This is a genomic window from Aminomonas paucivorans DSM 12260, assembly GCF_000165795.1.
In the GTDB taxonomy this organism is placed as follows: Bacteria; Synergistota; Synergistia; order Synergistales; family Synergistaceae; genus Aminomonas; species Aminomonas paucivorans.
The window spans coordinates 120,706-140,447 of record NZ_CM001022.1; the positions used below are offsets into that span (position 1 = coordinate 120,706).

17 protein-coding genes are annotated in these 19,742 nt (G+C 66.3%); 6 read left to right on the top strand and 11 right to left on the bottom strand.

The window, feature by feature from the left end; genetic code table 11:
* The first annotated feature begins 32 nt into the window (after positions 1 to 32).
* The 3 genes from APAU_RS12825 (at position 33) to APAU_RS00555 (ending at position 3,834) form a co-directional block, all read left to right on the top strand.
* Complete coding sequence (locus APAU_RS12825) at positions 33 to 881, top strand: DUF3800 domain-containing protein (RefSeq protein WP_006299688.1); 849 nt, start codon at positions 33 to 35, stop codon at positions 879 to 881.
* 191 nt (positions 882 to 1,072) lie between these two features.
* Entirely contained in the window at positions 1,073 to 3,079 is a 2,007-nt protein-coding gene (pglZ, locus tag APAU_RS00550; RefSeq protein WP_006299689.1) for a BREX-3 system phosphatase PglZ, read from the top strand.
* Complete coding sequence (locus APAU_RS00555) at positions 3,076 to 3,834, top strand: hypothetical protein (protein ID WP_006299690.1); 759 nt, start codon at positions 3,076 to 3,078, stop codon at positions 3,832 to 3,834. Before pglZ ends, APAU_RS00555 begins: the two co-directional genes overlap by 4 nt.
* Before the next feature lie 78 nt (positions 3,835 to 3,912).
* Here the strand turns inward: APAU_RS00555 and nhaD are convergent, their stop codons facing one another.
* Positions 3,913 to 5,274, bottom strand: a complete 1,362-nt coding sequence (nhaD, locus tag APAU_RS00560; protein ID WP_006299691.1) for a sodium:proton antiporter NhaD — start codon at positions 5,272 to 5,274, stop codon at positions 3,913 to 3,915.
* Between the two features lie 82 nt (positions 5,275 to 5,356).
* On the opposite strand from nhaD, the gene APAU_RS14435 reads away from it, so the two are divergent.
* A complete protein-coding gene (locus APAU_RS14435) occupies positions 5,357 to 5,965 on the top strand; it encodes an FmdE family protein (RefSeq protein ID WP_006299693.1) in 609 nt (202 codons plus the stop codon).
* An 8-nt stretch (positions 5,966 to 5,973) separates the two neighbouring features.
* On the opposite strand, the gene APAU_RS00570 is transcribed toward APAU_RS14435, so the two are convergent.
* The 5 genes from APAU_RS00570 to APAU_RS00590 form a co-directional block, all read right to left on the bottom strand.
* Positions 5,974 to 6,732 (bottom strand): ABC transporter ATP-binding protein, encoded by a 759-nt coding sequence (locus APAU_RS00570; protein ID WP_006299694.1) that lies wholly within the window; start codon positions 6,730 to 6,732, stop codon positions 5,974 to 5,976.
* Entirely contained in the window at positions 6,729 to 7,796 is a 1,068-nt protein-coding gene (locus APAU_RS00575) for a FecCD family ABC transporter permease (RefSeq protein WP_006299695.1), read from the bottom strand. Before APAU_RS00575 ends, APAU_RS00570 begins: the two co-directional genes overlap by 4 nt.
* A complete protein-coding gene (locus APAU_RS00580; protein ID WP_006299696.1) occupies positions 7,793 to 8,893 on the bottom strand; it encodes an ABC transporter substrate-binding protein in 1,101 nt (366 codons plus the stop codon). Before APAU_RS00580 ends, APAU_RS00575 begins: the two co-directional genes overlap by 4 nt.
* A gap of 126 nt (positions 8,894 to 9,019) precedes the next feature.
* The gene (locus APAU_RS00585; protein ID WP_006299697.1) at positions 9,020 to 9,790 is read right to left on the bottom strand and encodes a dimethylarginine dimethylaminohydrolase family protein; all 771 of its coding nucleotides are present in this window, start codon (positions 9,788 to 9,790) and stop codon (positions 9,020 to 9,022) included.
* A 22-nt stretch (positions 9,791 to 9,812) separates the two neighbouring features.
* Positions 9,813 to 11,324: an alanine/glycine:cation symporter family protein gene (locus APAU_RS00590; RefSeq protein ID WP_006299698.1), complete on the bottom strand. Its 1,512-nt coding sequence runs from the start codon at positions 11,322 to 11,324 to the stop codon at positions 9,813 to 9,815.
* A 233-nt stretch (positions 11,325 to 11,557) separates the two neighbouring features.
* Between APAU_RS00590 and APAU_RS00595 the strand changes: the two genes are divergently transcribed.
* Positions 11,558 to 12,073 carry an Lrp/AsnC family transcriptional regulator gene (locus APAU_RS00595; RefSeq protein ID WP_006299699.1) on the top strand — a complete coding sequence of 172 codons (516 nt, stop codon included), beginning with the start codon at positions 11,558 to 11,560 and terminating at the stop codon, positions 12,071 to 12,073.
* A gap of 7 nt (positions 12,074 to 12,080) precedes the next feature.
* Complete coding sequence (locus APAU_RS00600; RefSeq protein ID WP_006299700.1) at positions 12,081 to 13,274, top strand: M20 metallopeptidase family protein; 1,194 nt, start codon at positions 12,081 to 12,083, stop codon at positions 13,272 to 13,274.
* A 44-nt stretch (positions 13,275 to 13,318) separates the two neighbouring features.
* Here APAU_RS00600 and APAU_RS00605 read toward each other — a convergent pair whose 3' ends face one another.
* The 5 genes from APAU_RS00605 to APAU_RS00625 all read right to left on the bottom strand — a co-directional run bounded on the left by APAU_RS00605 (position 13,319) and on the right by APAU_RS00625 (position 19,576).
* Positions 13,319 to 14,986, bottom strand: a complete 1,668-nt coding sequence (locus tag APAU_RS00605; protein ID WP_006299701.1) for a formate--tetrahydrofolate ligase — start codon at positions 14,984 to 14,986, stop codon at positions 13,319 to 13,321.
* Between the two features lie 11 nt (positions 14,987 to 14,997).
* The gene (gene ftcD, locus APAU_RS00610; protein WP_006299702.1) at positions 14,998 to 15,891 is read right to left on the bottom strand and encodes a glutamate formimidoyltransferase; all 894 of its coding nucleotides are present in this window, start codon (positions 15,889 to 15,891) and stop codon (positions 14,998 to 15,000) included.
* 18 nt (positions 15,892 to 15,909) lie between these two features.
* Complete coding sequence (locus APAU_RS00615; protein ID WP_006299703.1) at positions 15,910 to 16,479, bottom strand: cyclodeaminase/cyclohydrolase family protein; 570 nt, start codon at positions 16,477 to 16,479, stop codon at positions 15,910 to 15,912.
* Between the two features lie 13 nt (positions 16,480 to 16,492).
* Positions 16,493 to 17,767: an imidazolonepropionase gene (gene hutI, locus APAU_RS00620; RefSeq protein WP_006299704.1), complete on the bottom strand. Its 1,275-nt coding sequence runs from the start codon at positions 17,765 to 17,767 to the stop codon at positions 16,493 to 16,495.
* Between the two features lie 90 nt (positions 17,768 to 17,857).
* Positions 17,858 to 19,576: a urocanate hydratase gene (locus tag APAU_RS00625; protein WP_006299705.1), complete on the bottom strand. Its 1,719-nt coding sequence runs from the start codon at positions 19,574 to 19,576 to the stop codon at positions 17,858 to 17,860.
* Positions 19,577 to 19,742 lie beyond the last annotated feature (166 nt).

A 19,742-nucleotide genomic window follows, 5' to 3' on the forward strand; every position in this document is an offset into this window, starting at 1 on the left:
AGGCAGTCACCCGCTCGGAGGAGGCGTGAAGCATGCACTTTTATTATTTGGACGAGGCTGGTTGTACCGGATGTGACTTCACAAACCAAGAACAACCTATATTTGTCCTTGGTGGCATAAGCGTGCGCGATGAAGGCTGGAACTCCACGCAAGAGGCGATGGTGGCGATAATTAAGAGTTATTTTGGTGGAGCAATTCCTGGTAATTTTGAATTACACGCAACGCAACTGCTTTCTCCAAATGGAGATGGGCATTTTGAAGGTCATGAGAGAGAGCGTCGAAACAAACTCGCGAAGGATATCCTTGGTTTATTGGCTGGACGTAGCCACGATGTCCACTTGTACGCCATAGATAAGTCTAAGTTGAATTCTATTTCCTGCGGCGTGGAGATGCCCTACAATACCAAAACACCCTATTATTTGGCATACGATTACCTAATGACGTACATCAATTGGTTTTTGAAGACAAAACTTGGTCAATCAGCTCGCGGTATGCTCATCATCGATGCAAAAGACCAGTATCATGCCGAAATTGAGCGAATTACCCGGATAAGACGTTTTGAAGGACCTGTATCCCGTCGTATTAAGTGGATTGTGGAGTTTAGCTACCCTATAGATTCTAAAAAGAACCCAATGGTTCAGTTGTCGGACTTGATTGTGTTTTGTTCCAAAAAATTTCTGGAAATCGACGGTGGTTATCGCGAAACCTACCCGGAAAATGTAAAAAAATTCTACGCAGAGTGTTATATGCTGATACACAATCGTATTCGAAGGAAGGGCCTGGTTGACCGAGAAGGGCGAGACATGGGCCAAATGAATAGTTTTCTGAGGGATATTCAGTCAAAGCCGGTTGATCGATGGAAAAAGAAATACAATATTTGAATATTGTCGGATGGTGTTATGGCCTTGGGCGCGGATAGCTCTGTCGGGTTATCAAGCTCAGATGTTCTGGGATGAGGAGAAACCGCCCAAATTGGAATCCTGGCCAACGATCAGGTGCGCGTGACCTCCCAAAGTCCCCATTTATCCGGACAGGGTATCGTTGCTTGTGTGCCAGGTGAAGGGTGGTGTCCATGAGTAGCTGGCGCGATCAAATCCTGGGGGAATTCACCCCGAAGGTCGTCCGTTTGACCCTGGTGGCCGATCCGGACGGACTCCTCCTCGAAGAAGGGATTCTCGAAGGCATCCGCGAGCGGGGATTCGAGCTGATCCCGTTTGAAGATCCCATCGCGTTCCGTTACGCTTACGAGTCGAAGTTCCGCTCCCGCTGGGACCGGGGCGAGCACACGGACCTGGTCGTCGTGTTGCGCTCCCAGGGCAGCGACCTCGGAGGGGTGCCCTACGACCTCCTTCAGGCAGGGCGCAGGCTTTCCTTCAGCCTGGGCGACCTCTTCCCGAATCTGAGCTATCCGGTTGTGGCTGCTTTGGATCGCGGGGATCTGGACGCTTTGTATGAGGCGCAACAACGGCATGTCCCCGGTCTCCTGGGCGAGAACGCGACGAAGGAGTTCGTCCTCCGGCACGTCTTTGAAATCGCGCCCGAGCTGATCAAACAGCCATCGGACCTCCTGCGGGTGCTGCTGCGTCGTCACTACCGCGGACAGAGAATCCCGGCGGATCTCGATGGGCGCTTCCTCCAGCTTCTGCGCCAGAACAACGTCTTCGACGATTGGCCCCTCGAGACGCTGGTCCCGGATCGGGAGGTTTTTTTCGCCTTTCTCCAGGAGCGCTGGCCGGTTTTCCTGGATCGGGAAGCCGCCATCGGGACATCCAGGGTTTGCCAAAAGAAAGATCCCCAGGAGTTCTCCATCCACGGGCCTGTCGCACTTCCCTTCGACCATCATGATGTCCGGGTCTACATCGACAATCTCTTCGTTGAGGGGCTGCTGCACTCCGTTCCCCACGAGCATGCGGACACCCTGTCGAAAACGTGGGTGGCCATTGGAGTTCGGACCGTTCCCTTCGAAGACAGGTTCCGTCGTCTGGGCAAGCTGATCGACAATCTGGAGGTGTCCATTCCGGCCGAGGACGCGAAGCACACGGATTGGTTCCACTTTGCCCGCGGATGGGCGGAGGCGATCCTGCTGGCGCACGATCCGGCCGAGGCGATTCCCGAAATGACGAGCGAACGCATCCGGGCCTTGCAGGCACAGGTGGATGCCGGTTTTGCAGGTTGGCTCTTTAAGAGGTATGCGGGGCTTGTCAATCTGCCACCGGTGCCTCCGGTCATGTTGCATCACCTCCCGCGGTTTCTTGCCCGCCAAATGGGAGAAGACCGCACCGCCAAGATGGCACTGATCGTGGTGGACGGCCTTGCCTTGGACCAATGGCTGGTGGTCCGGGAAGCACTTGCCTCAAAACAGCCAGGACTGCGATTCCGAGAGCAGGCAGTCTTTGCCTGGGCCCCGTCTCTCACCTCTGTCTCGCGACAGGCGACCTTCTCTGGCAAGGCGCCGCTCTTTTTCCCGGACAGTATCCAGACCACGGACAAGGAGCCATCTCTCTGGGCGCAGTTTTGGGCGGATCAGGGGCTTATGCCCCATGAGGTTGTCTACCTCAAAGGGCTGGGGGACGCTGGGCTGGAGAACCTTTCCGAGGCGCTTTCTCATCCCCGGGCAAGGGTCGCCGGGCTGGTTGTGGACAAGGTCGACAAGATCATGCACGGGATGGAAATGGGTACCGCCGGGATGCACAACCAGGTGTGCCAATGGGCCAAGCAGCCGTACCTGAACGCACTCCTCAATTTGCTCTTGGATCGAGGTTTTCGCGTCTATCTGACTTCCGATCACGGCAACGTAGAGGCTATCGGTTGTGGTCGTCCCTCCGAAGGGGCTGTGGCGGATCTCCGCGGAGAACGAGTCCGCGTCTATCCCGACGCGGTCCTTCGCGGCAAAGTGAAGGAGCGCTTCCCTGCGGCGTTGGAATGGGGAACCGCGGGGCTCCCGGAGGATTTCTTTGCTCTGCTGGCCCCTGCTCGGCAGGCGTTTGTCCAAGAAAGGCAGCACACGGTGAGCCACGGAGGGGTTTCCGTGGAGGAACTCATCGTCCCTCTTGTCCAGATCGAGAGGCGGAGCGAATGACCAGGGGGATCGACCAGATCGGATTCAGTCAGCGGGTACGTCTGGAATGGCTTGAGCAGACGGCCAACCTGGTCCTGGCAGGGAACGACAAGGCTTCTGTCAAGGATGCCTTGCAGGAGCTGCTGAAGGATAAGGTGTCCGTAGGAGGCCAGGCCGAACGAGGCAATCGGGAGAAAATCATCACGATTCTCCTGAAGACGTGGTTTTCGGTTCCGAGGGAGCTTGAGCCGTTGCGCGTCGAAGGTCTGGAACTCCTCAAAGGTGTTCCTCGACGCGATCATCTGGCCGTTCACTGGGGGATGGTCATGGCTGCCTACCCGTTCTGGTCGGAGGTTGCCATCCAAACCGGTCGTCTTCTGCGGCTTCAGGGTTCTGTTGCTGCGATGCATCTTCAGCGCCGGATCCGCGAGCAATACGGCGAACGGGAGACGGTTTTCCGAGCGGCCCGCCGCGTGCTGCGTTCGTACCTGGACTGGGGTGTGCTTCAGGAGACCGGCGCAAAAGGTGTCTATTCCGCCGGGATAACGCTGGCCGTTGAGGATTCTCGACGGATCGCTTGGTTGGCAGAAGCATCTCTCCACGCTCGGGCAAGCGGTTCCGCTCCGCTGAAAGATCTGATCGCCAGCCCGAGCCTCTTTCCGTTCCGGATCAGGCTGGTTCAAGCCGAAAGCCTTGTGGCCGCGTCATCCAGACTCGATCTTCTCCGCCACGGGTTGAACGACGACCTGGTCATGCTGCGGAAGCAGATTGGATAATTCTGGAGTGAAGACAGATGCCTGCCTCTCAATAAGAGGAAGGTGCTGGAAAGGAGCCTCAGGGAGCACTTTGTCCCTTCAATTCACCAGAAAGAACACCCCCGCGCCAGCTAGGTAGCCCAGAAAAGCCAGGGGGGAGAAGCGCTTCAGGTAGTAGGAGAAGGGGATCTTCTCCAGGCCCATCACCGTGACCCCCGAGGCGGAGCCGATGATGAGCAGGCTGCCTCCGGTGACGGCGCAGTAGGCCAGGAAGGTCCAGAAGACCCCGTTGGCGGCGAAGGCTCCCGTGTGGGCCACGGGGTACATGCCCATGGTCCCCGCCACCAGGGCCACGTTGTCCAGGAAGGACGAGCAGATTCCCAGGACGAAGGCGATGGTCTCGGGTCGGGGGAACCAGGCGTTGAGGAGCTTCGACAGGTCTCCCAACTGTCCCGCCGTCTCCAGGGCCCCCACGGCCATGAGGATCCCCAGGAAGAAGAGCACCGTGGTCATGTCCACCCGGGAGAAGGACCCCCCCACCCGAAGGGCCTGCATCTCCTCCTCCGGGCAGTGCCAGTAGAGCCGGTCCGTGTAGACCCACAGGACCACCAGTCCCAGCAGCACCCCCATGAAGGCGGGCAGTTCCAGGACGCTCTGGAGCACCGGCACCAGGGCCAGGGACAGGAGGGCCGTCAGGAGGACCACGTCCCGGGCGCGCCGGGAAATTCGCCCGTCCGCCTCCGGGGTCGTCCGGGCCACCGGGGCGTCCTGGGGCAGCTGGAAGGTGGCCAGGGCCAGGGGCACCAGCAGCATGGCCAGGCTGGAGGGGAGCACGTGGACCACCTGGTGCCCCGCCGTGAGGTTTTCCCCGGTCCACAGCAGCAGGGTGGTCACGTCCCCGATGGGGGACCAGGCCCCTCCTGCGTTGGCGGCGATGACCAGCATGCAGGCGTGCACCAGCCGGGTGTCCCGGTCCGGCACCAGCTTGCGCAGGATGGCCACCATGACGATCACCGTGGCCAGGTTGCCCAGCAGGGCGGAGAGGAAGAAGGCGACCCCGGAGGCCGTCCAGAGGAGTTTTCGCTGGTTCCGGGCGGTGAGGCGCCCCGAGAGGGCCTGGAAGCCCCCGTGGGTGTCCACCAGGTTGATGATGGCCATGGAGCCCAGGACGAAGAACAGGGTCCCCGACACGTCCCCCAGGTGTTGGGTCAGGGCGAACTCGGTGAACTGGTACACCTGGTCGTGGAAGGGCAGGGCCGCGAAGTTGGGGAAGCCCTGGATGAGCCGGGCGATCACCGGATTGGGGTGGTTTCCGAAGATCCCCGTGGCGTCCACCAGGAGCACCCCCCAGAGGAGGATGCACAGCCCCAGGGCCGTGGCGGCCTTGTTCACCCGGAGGCGTTCCTCGAAGGCCACCCCCAGGATCCCCAGGACGAAGAGGAGAGGCATCAGCGCGTACATGGTTCCACCGCCCTTCGCAAGGATGCGACGCGGTCCCATCGTACCATCTCGCCCCCGTGGTAGGCTTACGGATGAAAGGGAGGTGGTTTTTCTGAGCACGACGCTTACGGAAGAACAGATCCGGCGGGCCGAGGAGTTCCACGGCCACTGGTGTCCCGGCCTGGCCTGGGGGCTTCGGGCGGCGGAGTGGGCCCTGCGGGAGGTGGGGTGCGCGGGGGACGAGGACGTGGTGACGGTGGCGGAGACGGACATGTGCGGCGTGGACGCCCTGCAGGTTCTGTTGAGCTGCACTGCGGGCAAGGGAAACCTGCTGATCCGCAACCGGGGCAAGGTGGCTTTCTCGTTCTACCGGAGGGGGGATGGGGTGTCCCTGCGCCTGGTGGCCCGGACTCTGCCGGACCCGGCGGAGGAGGAGACCCGGACCCTGAGGGAGAATCCCTGCCGAACGGCGGAGCAGGAGGCCCGGCTGGGGGAGCTGCGGGCGGCCCGGGCCCGCCGGATCCTGGAGTTGCCCCTGGAGGAACTCTTCGAGCGGAAGGAGACGACGGAACCGGTGCCGCCGGTGGCCCCCATGGAGCCTTCGGTGGTCTGCGCCGCCTGCGGGGAGAAGGTCATGGAGACCCACGCCCGGCTCCGTCGGGGTCGGGTGCTCTGCGAGGCCTGTTTCGAGACGGAGATGCCCCGAAAATAGGGGAGGCGTCAGGTCCGGAAGGGGACGACCACGGGGAAGCCCCCGAACCGGGCCAGCTGGACCGGAAGGTCGTAGACCTCCTCCAGCACGGGGGCGGAGATCTCCTCCCGGGTCAGCAGGTGGCGCACCCGGCCCTTCTTGAGGAAGAGGAACCGGTCTCCGTAGCGGAAGGCGGTGTTCAGGTCGTGGAGGGTGAGGATGACCCCTAGGTCCCGCTCCGCGGCGCAGCGGCGGAGGAGCTGGAGGATTTCCACCTGGTTGCGCAGGTCCAGGTTGCTGGTGGGCTCGTCCAGAAGGAGGATGCGCGGTTCCTGGGCCAGCGCCCGGGCCAGGAGTACCTTCTGGGCCTCCCCGCCGCTCATCTCGTCCAGGGACCTCAGGGCCAGGGACTGAAGTCCCAGGTCCTCCAATGCTCGTTCCACCGCTTCGTGGTCCCGCCGGCTGATCCGTCCCCGGATATGGGGGAGGCGTCCCAGGAGCACCGCGTCGTACACCGCCAGGCGACGGGGTTCGGACCGCTGGGGGACGTACCCCAGGGTCCGGGCGACGTCCTTTGCCCCCAATCGGTCCAGGGGGCGGTCCCCTAGGAGAACGGTCCCCCCGTGGGGGCTCAAGAGGCCGTCCAGGCACCGGAGGAGGGTGGTCTTGCCGGAGCCGTTGGGGCCCAGCAGCACCAGCATCTCTCCGGGGTGGACCCGATGGGAGATCTGCCGGAGCACCTCTCGGGGAGGGTAGCGGAAGTCCAGTCCTTCGGCCTGGAGGATCATAGGGCGTTTTTCCGGAGGACCAGGAAGAGGAACAGGGGCACGCCCAGGAACGACGTGACCACGGAGACCGGGAGGATGCGGGGGGCCAGGAAGGTGCGCGCCCCCAGGTCCGCCAGCAGGAGGATCAGGGACCCCAGGAGGGCGGAGCCGGGAAGAAGGTAGCGGTGGTCGTCCCCCAGCAGGCCCCGGAGCAGGTGGGGACCCAAAAGCCCCACGAAGCCGATGACCCCCACGAAGGCCACCACGGCGGAGGTCACCAGGGCCGAGGCCAGCATCCCCCCCAGACGAACCCTCCGCACCGGGACGCCCAGGGAGGCGGCGGTTTCCTCCCCCGCGGCGAGGGCGTTGTAGTGCCAGCGGTGGAGGAGGAAGAACCCCCCCGTCGCCGAGACCACCAGCCCCATCAGGACGAGGGAAGGCCAGCGGACCCGGGAGAGGTCCCCGAAGGTCCAGAAGACCATGGCCGCCAGCTGGCTGTCGTCGGCGAAGAACTGGAGCACCAGCGTCCCGGCGGTGAAGAGGGTTCCCAGGGCTACCCCCGAGAGGATGATGCTCTCCGACGTGCTGCCCCGCCGTCCCGAAAGGAGCAGGAGGATGCCCGTGCAGAAGAGGCTCCCCAGGAAGGCGCAGGTGACCGTCAGGGACAGATGGGTCACCGCCACGGCGTCCGCCAGGGTGCTGCCCATGCCGCCACCCCCCAGGAACATCACCGAAAGGGCGGCCCCGAAGGCTGCGGCGTGGGAGATCCCCAGGGTGAAGGGCGAAGCCAGGGGGTTCTGGAGGAGGGTCTGAAGGCAGGCTCCCGCCATGGCGAGCCCGGAGCCCACGGCCAGGGCGCAGAGGGCCTGGGGGAGCCGGATGTTCCAGACCACCAGCTTCATTTGGCGGGGTGCGTCCTCCTCCAGGAGGGCCCGGAGGACCTCCGTCCAGGAGAGGGGGATGGCTCCGATGCGCAGGGAGAGCAGGAAGAGGAGGCACAAAGCCCCCCCCAGAGCCCACAGCCCGAGCTGTTTGCGCCGGACGTGGGCCTCGTAGGGGGAGCGGATCGGCCGGGGCAGGGTCACCGAAGGGAAAGGCGGCGCAGAGCCTGTCCCTGGAAGGAACGGTCCATCTCCGCGAAGACCGGCTTGCCCACGAAGAAACGGAAGATTTCGTCCGCCTTCTTGCGCGGGTCCACGTCTCGGAACCGCTCGGGGAAGAGAACCTTCCCGACGAAATAGGCGTTGGCCAGGATGCACTCGAAGTTCTGGGTATACCAGTTGTAGGGCAGCACCCCGTAGACCCGTCCCTCCCGCACCGCCGCCAGATCGCGCCACAGGGGGTCGGAACGGAGGTCGTCCAGGGCGCTGGTCCCGGCGGGCGATCCGAGGGTGGAGAGGTCCACGAACAGGACCCGGGGGTTCCAGCGCAGCAGGTCCTCCCGGTTCACGTCGGTCCGGGTGGCTCCCTTGGCCCCCGACTTCGTCACCACGTTGTCCACCCCCAGGAAGACGAAGGGGGGGTAGTCCGTTTCCGTGGAGAGCGGGCCGTGGGCCCCCCGGAAGGAGACGCCTCCCACGTAGCATCGGGGCTGGCTCTGCGGGGGCAGGTTCCGGGTGCGCCGCGCCAGGTCCTGGATGGTCCGTTCCGTGAAGCGGATGACCTCCTCGGCCCGGGCCTGTCTGCCCGTCGCCCTCCCCAGGGTGCGCAGGGAGGCGTAGAGGTCGTCCCTGTGCCCCGTCAGGTTGCCGTACTTCAGGGGGAGGACGGGGATGCCCGTGGCCTCCTGGAGCTTTCGAGCGGGAGTCCCGTTTTCCGGGTCCGTCTTCAGGATGCCCTGGGGCTGCCGGGGCAGGGCCAGGACCAGCTCGGGGCGGGTGAAGCCCCGAAACTCGCCGATGAGGGGCAGCTTCTGGAGTTCCCGATGGGCCAGGAAGTAGGGTCGCGGGTCCACGGGGAGATGGCGCCGTTCGATGTCCTCCACCCCCACCGCCCGGTCCTGAACCTGCAGGTACGTGGCCAGGCGGAGGCACCCGGACCCGGAGCAGAGGATCCGCTCCCAGGGAAGGGAGGAAAGGGGCTTGCCGAAGGCGTCGAGAACCGGTTCCGCCGCCCCCGCGGGGAAGGCGGAAAGAACCCCCAGAGCCAGGATGCCGCAGAGAAGCGACGCGATGCGTTTCATGTTCCATTTCCTTTCGGGGAAACCCGAGGGGATGGTAACACGTTTTTCTGAGTTCGTAACACCGACGCCCCCTCCCCGACCGGGAAGGCGGGGCAGGGGGGCGTCGGGAGAAACCCGTTCTGTCGCCTAGAACCTCAGGGAGAGGCAGGAGAGCCCCCCGTCCAGCTTGCGGTACTCCGACGTGTCGGTCAGCAGCACCTCGTACCCCGCCTTCCGGACCTCCCGCTCCACCGTGGGGTAGCCCAGGGGCACCAGGACCCGGTCGTTCACCCAGATGCAGTTGGCCCCGTAGGCCTCCTCCGGGGGCACCACGATCTTGCGGAAGCGCCGGAACTCCGGCTTGTCCACGAACTCCCCCGACACCAGCAGGGTGTCGTTCTCGATGTAGTTCACCCCGGTCTTCAGGTGCAGCACCTTCTCCAGGGGCACCTCCGACCCGGTGAGGCCGTACCGGTTCAGGATGGCCAGGAACTGGCGGATCCCCTCCTCGTTGGTCCGGGCGGAGCGACCCACGTAGAAGTGATCCCCCACCATCATCACGTCTCCCCCCTCCAGGGTGCCCGGGGTCTGGATGGATTCGATCCGCTCCGGGGGGAAGAACTCCCGGAGGGTGGGAAGCATCTCCCGGGCCTCCCCGTTGCGGCTGGCCGCCCCGGGGTTGCTCACGATGGCGCAGTGCCGGGTGAGCACCGCCGTGTCCTCCACGAAGCACGAATCGGGGTAGGCCTCCAGGGGCTCCAGCACCCGCACCTTCACCCCGCAGGCCGCCAGGGCTTCGCGATAGGCCTGGTGCTGTTTCACCGCCAGGTCGTAGTCCGGACGGCCCAGCTCCGGGGCGGAGGTGATGCCCTCCACCAGGGAGCGGGCGGGCTTGCGCACGATGACGTTCTGGAACATGAGAATCCCTCCTTGAGATGGGTTACGAAAGATCGGTGCAGCCTTCGCCCTCGGGAGCGCTCCCGGGGCGTTCGTCCCGGACTTCCGGGACCTCCTCCTCGTAGAAGACCCGGAAGGTCGGATCCACCACCCCTTCTCCCAGGTAGCGCGCCTTGTAGTCCTTCAGCAGGGCCAGGAAGCGGGGGGTCAGGAACAGCAGGGCCAGGATGTTGGCGAAGATGGGCAGGGCGGTGGAGGCGTCGGAGAAGACCCAGATCAGCGTCCCCGGGTAGCCGAACCACACGGCGATGTACACCAGGGCCAGGCTGGGGAGGGGGTAGGTCCACTTGTAGAAGCTCAGGATGCCCCGCTTCAGGGGGGATTCCCCCACCAGGTAGCGCACCACCACCTCGATCTGGGCGTAGACGCCGCTGGAGGTGGTGAGACCGAAGATGAACACCGCCAGGGCCAGGATGACCCGCCCGAATCGGCCGATGCCCTGCTCGAAGGCCGCAAGGGTGAGGGTGGCCCCGTCCAGGCCGCTGGACCATTGCCCCGAGGAGACGATCACCAGGCAGGTGATGCTGCACACCACGAAGGTGTCCACGAAGACCTCGAAGATCCCCATGAGCCCCTGGCGGACCGGGTGGTCCACCTGGGCGGTGGCGTGGATCATGGGGGCGGACCCCCAGCCCGCCTCGTTGCTGAACACGGAGCGGGAGAGCCCCACCTTGATGGCCTGGGTCACCGTGGCGCCCAGGAATCCCCCGAAGGCGGCGCTGCCCGTGAAGGCGCTCTGGAAGATCAGGGCCACCGCTGCGGGAAGGGCGGGGGCGTTGCGGACCAGGATGAAGAGCCCCGCGGCGATGTAGAAGAGGCACATGAAGGGAACCAGCTTGGAGGCGATGCGCCCCATGGTGCGGAAGCCCCCGCTGATCATGACGTAGAGAAGCAGGGTGTAGACGATCCCCACGGTGGTCATGGGGATCTGGAAGGTGTTCCCCACGGCCTCGGAGACCGTGTAGGTCTGGATGTTGATGAAGTAGGCGGTGCAGAAGCCGAAGGCGAAGAGGCCGCTCAGAAAATGGAAGAGCCCCTTCCTGCCCTGTTCCACCCCGATGCCCTTGTGCATGTAGTAGTTGGGGCCCCCGTAGGTCTCCCCTCCCGCGTCCCGGGAGCGGTAGTGCACCGCCAGGGTGATCTCCCCCATCTTGATGATCATCCCCACCAGGGCGGCGAGCCACATCCAGAACACCGCCCCGGGGCCCCCCGTGGCGATGGCCGTGGCCACACCCCCGATGTTCCCCACCCCGATGGTGGTCCCCAGGGCCATGCTCATGGCCTCGGCGGAGGAGAGGATGCCCGTGCGGCTCCGCTCTTCTCCCCGTCCCAGGATGCTGTTCCAGGCGTGTCTCATGGCCACCCCGAAACCGCGGAACTGGAAGAACCCCGTGCGCAGGGTCAGATAGAACCCCGTGCCCAGGATGGCCAGCACCAGGGGCATGCCCCACATGTAGTCCCACACGATGACGCTGACGAGATCGATGAAGCTCATCCCTCCGCTCCTTTCTCTCCCCTCCGGTTGCGCCATGCCGGTGTCCCGGCCCCTCCGCCCTGCTCGGGGCGGACCTCCCCGGACCTCCGGGGGCTTTTCCCCAGGAGATCCCTGGGATAAAAAATAACAAAACCCCGGAACGCCTTGGAGGGTTACGTTAAGTTCCATGGGAAATTTTCCGAAAAGAATACGGAGAACGGGGCCGAAACCTGCCGTTCGTCAGGAGGATGGGGATGCACGAAAAACTGCTGGACGAGACGGGGTGGCGGATCCTGGAGGAACTCCAGGAGGACGCCCGACTCTCCTACAAGGAGCTGGGGCGCCGGGTGAACCTCTCCACCCCCGCGGTGATCGAGCGGGTGCGGCGCATGGAGGAGGCGGGCGTCCTGGAGGGGTACCGGGGGGTGGTGAATCCCCAGAAGGTGGGCTATTCCTTCCGGGTGATCCTGGCGGTGGCCACGGTGTACAACAACCCGGACCACGTGATCCTTCGCACCCTGGAGGAGATCCCCGAGGTGATCCGCAGCTGGAGCGTCACCGGGAGCAACGACTTCTTCATGGAGGTCCTGGTCCCCTCCATGGAGTTCCTGGAGGACCTGCTGGTGAAGCTCTCCGCCCACGGGCGCATCACCACGTCCATCGTGCTGCCCCGCATGGGGGGCAGCGGCCGGATCCCCCGGCCCCGAAACCGGCTGGAGGAGGCGGAGGCGGTACAATCCACCTTAGAAACCGGAACGACGAAGGGGTGAGGAATCCATGACCGATCGGGACCTGCTGGGGGAAGCGACGGAGAGGAAGGAGCGCATCGTGGGGTGGCGTCGGGAGCTGCACGCCCACCCGGAGCTGCGGTTCGACCTGCCCTGGACGGAGGGCTTCGTGGCGGGGCGGCTTGAGGAGATGGGCTGGGGGGTGCGCACCGGCGTGGCCCGCCACGGGGTGGTGGCGCTGCTGGAGGTCCCCGGGGCTTCGGGGTGTGTGGCTCTTCGGGCGGACATGGACGCCCTCCCCCTGACGGAGGAGACGGGGCTGCCCTTCGCCGCCCCGGGGGAGACGATGCACGCCTGCGGCCACGACGCCCACATGGCCATGCTCCTGGGGGCGGCGGAGCTGCTCGTTCGCCACCGGGAGGACCTGAAGGCCTCGGTGAAGCTGATCTTCCAGCCCGACGAGGAGGGGGGAGAGGGCGCCCAGGCCATGATCCGGGAAGGGGTCCTCCAGTCCCCGGAGGTGGAGGCCATCTTCGGCTGCCACGTGGGGTGCCTGTGGCCGGACCTGCCGGTGGGTCAGGTGGGGGTGCGCCCGGGGGTGATGCTTTCCGCCAACGACCACTTCCGGATCCGCCTCCTGGGGCGCAGCGCCCACGGGGCCACCCCTCATCGGGGGGTGGACGCGGTGGTGCTGGCCTCCCAGGTGGTGGCGGCCCTCCAGACCCTGGTGAGCCGGGAGACCAACCCCCAGGAGGCGGCGGTGCTCACCATCGGCCGCATCGAGGGGGGGACAGCCTACAACGTGGTGGCCGGGGAGGTGTCCCTGGAGGGAACCCTGCGCAGCTTCTCCGAGCCGGTGCGCCACCGGCTGCACCGGCGGCTGGAGGAGGTCTGCGAGGGGGTGGCCCACGCCATGGGAGGGGAGGCGGAGGTCCGCATCTCCCCGGGGCCGCCCCTTTTGGCCAACGATCCGGAGGTGACGGAACGCTTCGCCCGGACGGCGGCCCGGGTGGCGGGGGAGGACCGGGTGACGGTACTGGACCGTCCCGGCATGGTTTCGGAGGATTTCGCCTTCTACCTGAAGGCCTGTCCGGGGACCTTCTTCTTCCTTGCCGCCTGCGACGCGGCGCAGGGCCACACCTTCCCGCACCACCACCCCCGCTTCGCCCTGGACGAAGGCCCCCTGCCCCTGGGGGCGGCCCTCCTGGCGGCGGCGGCGTTGGACTGGGGGGCGGAGGCCTGAGAAGGGTCCGGGGCTCCCGCAGGAGCCCCGGACCCGGTTTTGTCCTAGAACAGCCCGGTCACCCGGCCCCGGTCGTCCACGTCGATGGACAGGGCGGCGGGGCGTTTGGGCAGCCCAGGCATGGTCATGATGGAGCCCGTCACGGGCACCAGGAATCCCGCCCCGGCGGAGAGGCGCACCTCCCGCACCGTAAGGGTGAAGCCCTGGGGGCGGCCCTTCTTGTTGGGGTCGTCGGAGAGGGACGCCTGGGTCTTGGCCATGCACACCAGCAGGTGGTCCATCCCCAGGGCGTGGATGGTCTTCAGGTCCCCCTCCGCCCGCTCGGTGTACTGCACCCCTTCGGCGCCGTAGATCTCCCGGGCGATGCGGAGGATCTTCTCCTTGGGAGACAGTTCCGCCTCGTAGAGGGGCTTGTAGCCGTTGGGCTTGCCGCAGGCCTCCACCACCACCTTCGCCAGGTCCGCCGCCCCCGCTCCGCCCTTGGCCCAGCCCTCGCAGAGGCTCACGGGGGCACCCAAGCGGGCGCAGGCTTCCTCCACGAAGGCCAGCTCCCGGGGCGTGTCGGTGGGGAAGGCGTTGACGGCCACCACCACGGGCAGGCCGAACTTCTGCAGGTTCTCCACGTGCTTTTCCAGGTTGGGCATCCCTTTTTCCAGGGCCTCCGGGTTCTCCTCCCCCAGCCGTTCCTTGGGGAGCCCTCCGTGCATTTTCAGGGCCCGCACCGTGGCCACCAGCACCGCCGCGTCGGGGTGCAGGCCCCCCAGGCGGCACTTGATGTCCAGGAATTTCTCCGCCCCCAGGTCCGCGGCGAAGCCCGCCTCGGTGACCAGGTAGTCCGCCAGCTTCAGGCCGTATCGGGTGGCCATGAGGCTGTTGCAGCCGTGGGCGATGTTGGCGAAGGGGCCTCCGTGGATGAAGGCGGGGACGTGCTCCAGGGTCTGCACCAGGTTGGGCTTCAGGGCGTCCTTCAGGAGCATGGCCATGGCCCCCTGCGCTCCTAGGTCCCCGGCGGTGACGGGGGACCCGTCGGGCCGATAGGCCACGATGATGGCGGCCAGCCGGGCCTTGAGATCCGAGATGCCCGTGGACAGGCAGAGGATGGCCATGACCTCCGATGCCACGGTGATGTCGAAGCCGTCCTCCCGGGGGACCCCGTCGGCCTTGCCTCCGAGCCCCGCCACGATGTGACGCAGGGTCCGGTCGTTCATGTCCATCACCCGCTTCAGGGCCACCCGCCGGGGGTCGATGCCCAGCTCGTTGCCCTGGTGCAGGGAGTTGTCCAGCAGCGCCGCCAGCAGGTTGTGGGCGGCGCTGACCGCGTGGAGGTCCCCGGTGAAGTGCAGGTTGATGTCCTCCATGGGCACCACCTGGCTCCTGCCGCCCCCGGCGGCCCCTCCCTTGACCCCGAAGACCGGGCCCAGGGAGGGTTCCCGCAGGGCCACGCAGGCCTTCTTGCCCACCGCCGCCAGCCCCTGGGCCAGCCCCACGGAGGTGGTGGTCTTTCCCTCCCCGGCGGGGGTAGGGGTGATGGCGGTCACCAGCACCAGCTTGCCGTCGGGGCGGTCCTTCACCCGCTCCCACAGGTCGAAGGAGACCTTGGCCTTGTGGGGGCCGTACAGTTCCAGCTCCTCCTCCCGGATGCCCAGACGGGCGGCCACCGCCGCGATGGGCTCCAGGGAGGCGCTTTGGGCGATTTCGATGTCCGTCCTCAAGGGGGGTCCTCCTAGCCCAACAGATGGGTCTCGATGATCTGGGAGGCCTCGAAGCGGTGCACCTGGAGGCAGTGGCGCACCACGTCCTCCAGCGCCGCCAGGGGCACGGGGCCCACCAGCTCCGCCTCCGCCACCGTCACGCCGTAGGTGGCCGCCAGAGAGCGGATCAGGTCGTAGGCCACCGGGATGGGGGTCTTCTCGTAGTTGGTGAGGTTCATGGAAACCTGCACCATCCCCTTCTCCTCCAGGGGAAGGCCGATGGCCCGGACGAACCGCAGGCCCCCGGTGCTGAAGCGCATGCGCTTGGCGATGGCCTTGGCGATCTCCACGTCGGTGGTGCGAAGGTTCACGTTGTAGGCCACCAGGGGAAACCGAACCCCCGTCACCGTGGCGCCCCAACGGGGCACGAAGGCGAAGGGCCCTTCGTCGGGCCGCCAGGCCTCGTCCTTCATCTTCTTCTCCAGGGCTTCGTACTGCCCTTTGCGGAGGTCCACCAGGTTCTGTCGGGAGGGCTTCGTGGCGGCCTCCTCGTAGTAGTACACCGGCACCCCCTTGGACCCCAGGAAGGCCCCGTAGCGGCGGGCGATTTCGAGGGCTTCCTCCTTCTCCACCCCCCGCACCGGCACGAAGGGCACCACGTCCACCGCCCCCATGCGGGGGTGGCTGCCGTGGTGTCGGCTCATGTCGATGATCTCCAGGGCCTTCTCCGTGAGGTTCTGCGCCCCGGCGAGCACGTCCTCGGGCTCGCCGATCCAGGTGTACACCGTGCGGTTGTGGTCCTTGTCGGAATCCACGTCCATCACCGTGACGCCCGGGGTGCCCCGCAGGGCGGCGGTGACCTTCTCGATGGCGGCGACGTCGGTGCCCTCGCTCATGTTGAGCTCGCAGAGCAGGATCTTCTTCATCGGTCTTCTCCGTCCTTTCTACTTCGCCCGGTCCTTCAGGGATCGGGCCCGATCCTCCAGGTCCCGGTGGATCCCGGGGGTCTTGATGAGGGGCAGGTTGGCGTCCACGTTGAGGGCGCAGTCCGTCACGGCCATGCGGGCCAGCATGGTGCCCGCGGCGATGTCCGAACCTGCGGCGGGGTTGGAGCGGCCGTCCAGCTCCCCGCAGATCTCCAGCACCCGGGCGGCCCGGTGCCCGTTCTGCAGGGGCACCGTGGCGGCCCCCACCGCGGCGGTCTCCACGGCGGCGCGCCGCTGGGCCTTCTCCTCCTCCGTGCCCTTGGGCAGAGCGAAGGCGGCCTTGATGCCCAGAAAGGCCTTCTCGTCGTCCTGGGCTCCCTGGGTCAGCTCCCGCACCAGCCTGTCCAGCTCCTCCGCCAGGGCCAGGTAGCGCTCGTCCGGAAGGCCGTACTCCTTGCCCAGGGAGAGGCGGGCCACCATGCCCACCAGCCCCGCCGCCATGGCCCCCGCCACCGCCGAGGCGGCGCCCCCGCCCACGGTGGCGTCCCGGCTGTCCAGGATCTTGTCCAACACGCTGTAAAGCGACATGTCCTCTTCCTCCTCAGTCGTTCCGATTCGTTCGGGCCGTCAGACGGCCCCGGTCCACGGAGACGTTCCCCCTGCGGACCACCGTCTCCACGGGATTGGATCCCAGGTGGTAGATCAGGTCCTCGTAGCGGCTCAGGTTCCAGATCTGCAGGTCCCCCTGCTTGCCCGGTTCCAGAGACCCGATGCGATCCCCCCGGCGCAGCGCCCGGGCTCCCCCCAGGGTGGCAGCCCGAAGGGCCTCCGCCGGACGGAGGCGGTGGTTCCGGCAGGCCAGGATCAGCACGAAGATCAGGGAAGTGCACCAGCACCCGGGGCAGCAGTTGGTGGCCAGGGCCAGCTCCAACCCCGCCTCCTCCATGGGGCGGGGGTCGGCGGGCCGGGGGTGGCGCACCGCGAAGTCGATCCCCGGCAGCAGCACCCCCGTCACCCCCGAGCGGGCCAGGGCCTCCAGGGACTCCCGGGGGGTGTAGTTCAGATGGTCCGCCGAGGCGGCCCGAAGGCTCGCCGCCACCTCCGCCCCGCCCACGTGGGAGTAGGCCCCGGTGTGGATCTTCGGCGCCAGCCCCGCCGCCAGCCCCGCCTCCAGGATCCGGCGGGAGTCTGCCGCGTCGTAGTGTCCCTCGTCGCACCACACGTCGCAGAACTCCGCGATGCCCTGTTCCCGAACCGCCGGGAGCATCTCCCGCTCCAGCAGGTCCAGGTAGCGCTCCTTGGAGGTGTCCTCGGGCCAGCCGTGGGCCCCCAGGAAGGTGGAGACCACCTCCACCGGGTAGGCCCGCTCCAGGAGGCGGTTCACCCGAAGCTGTTTCAGTTCCGTCTCCGTGTCCAGACCGTAACCGCTCTTGCCCTCCACGGTGGTGGTGCCCCACAGGAGCATCCCCTCCAGCCTGGCCGCGGCCTGGAGGAACAGCTCCTCCTCCGAGGCGGAGCGGGTGGCCCGGATGGTGACGCCGATGCCCGTGGGTACCCCTCGGCGGCGCAGCTCCTTCGGGTCGTCGGTGGCGAGGCGCGCCGCGTACTCCTCCACCCGGGTGCCCCCGAAGACCAGGTGGGTGTGGCAGTCCACGAAACCCGGGGCCACCACCTTCCCCCGGGCGTCCAGGCGCCTCGCCCGGGACAGGTCCGCCGCCGCCTCCACCTCCTCCCGGGTTCCCGCCGCGACGATGCGTTCCCCCGCCAGGGCCACCCAGCCGTCCTCCACCAGGCCGATCCGGTCCGGGGCGTCGGCGGCGCAGGTGAGGAGCTGAGCCGCCTCCTCCACCACCAGGTCCGCCACGATGCGTTCCATGTCCTCTCACCTCCGGGATTCCAAAAAGGGGGGCGCCCAAGGCGCCCCCCAAGGCACGGGGTACGGGTCGTCCGTCCCCCGAAGGGTTCCCTACAGCCGGTCGCTGCCGTCGGGGCCGAAGGTCACCTTGTCGGCGGGTTCCCACCAGAGGGGCACCTTGATGCCCTCTTTGGTGAGCTTGCCCTTGCCGTTTGCCACATCCTTGGCGCTCTCGTACCCCGCCTGGGCGTGCCGGATCACCCCGATGCCCGAGTCCACCGTCATGGCCACTTCCAGGCGGATCTTGGCGTCGTCGGTGCCGTCGGCGATCTGGGTCACCCCGGTGTGCACCGCCTCGCCCATGGAGTAGTTGGCCTGGATGGCGATGAGATCGCACATGCCGCAGGCGTTGAGCAGGCCGTTGAGCATGGGCCAGTCGGAGATGAGGTCTCCCCCGTCGGGCATGCGCTCCGATTCGAAGGTGGGGTTCACGATGGAGCCCGAATCCAGGTTGTCCCGGGAGAAGGCCACGGGGCCCACGATCTCCCCTTTTCGGATCAGCTCGTTCACCGCCAGGGCGAACTTCTTGCGCTGCCCGAAGCCCATGTAGCAGATCCGGGCGGGCAGGGCCTCGATGGGCAGGTGTTTGCTGGCCAGGGGGATCCACCGGCCCACGATGGGGTCGTCCCCGAAGAGCTCCATGGCCAGCTGGTCCGTGCGCTTCAGGTCCGCGGGGTCGCCGGAGATGCAGGTCCACCGGAAGGGGCCCCGGCCCTCGCAGAACAGGGGCCGGATGTAGTCCGCCACGAAGGCGGGCAGGCGCATGGCCTCCGCCTCCGGGAAGCCCGCGTCCCGGCATTCCTTGCGGATGCTGGTGCCGTACTCGAACACCGGAACCCCCTTGTCCAGGTAGGCCAGCATGGCCTTCAGCTGCCGCTTCATGGTGGTCCGGGCCTTCTCCATGTAGGCGTCCAGGTCCTTCTGCCGCAGCTCCCGGGCTTCCTCGGGGGTGTAGCCCGAGGGGATGTAGGAGATGGGGTCGTGGCAGGGGCACATCTCCGTGATCACGTCGGGCATGAAGCCCTTCTCGTAGGCCTCCTCGAAGCAGTCCGCCGCGTTGCCCACCACCCCGAAGGAGTGGGGCTTGCCCTCCGCGGCGTGCTTCTTCGCCAGCCGGATGGCCTCGTCCATGGAGGGGACGATCTCGTCCAGGTAGTTCTTCTCGATGCGCCGCTGGAGGATCTCCCGGTCCGCGTCCACCACGATGGCCACGCCGCCGTGCATCTTCATGGCCCAGGTCTGGTTGCCCCCCATGCCGCCGGCTCCGGCGGTGAGGAGGATCCGGTTCTCCATGTGTCCCCCGTAGTGCTTGATCCCCACGGCCGCCAGGGTCTCGAAGGTGCCCTCGATGACCCCCTGGGTGCCGATGTACTCCCAGGGAGCGGCGGTGTACTGGGCGAAGATGGTGAGGTTCTTCGCCTCCAGGTCGTAGAAGGTCTCCCAGGAGGGGCGCATGAAGTTGGTGGTGGCCATCACCACCACCGGGGCGTACTTGTGGGTCTTGAAGACCGCCACGGGCATGCCCGACTGGACCACCAGGGTCTCGTCGTCCTCCAGCTCCTTGAGGGACTTCACGATGGCGTGGTAGGACTCCCAGTTCCGGGCGCACTTCCCGTTGCCCCCGTAGATGATGAGCTTCTCCGGGTGCTCCGCGTTCTCCATGTTGTTCTCCAGCATGCGGAGGATGGTCTCCTGCCGCCACCCTTTGCAGCGCAGGGTGCTGCCCCGCTGAGCCTTCACTTCGTAGAGGATCTGCGCGTTGCCCGCCATGTCTTCCTCGACCTCCCGTTGGGTATGGGGTTGGACGGTCCCGAACGGGCCGCCTGTCTTTTCGGGGTCATTCTAGGAGGGGGGCGTCAGGGAACCATCAACTCGCGGCGGAGGGGAGGGACGCCCGGTTTGATGGAGGCATATACTGGCGGGAAGGAGACCCACG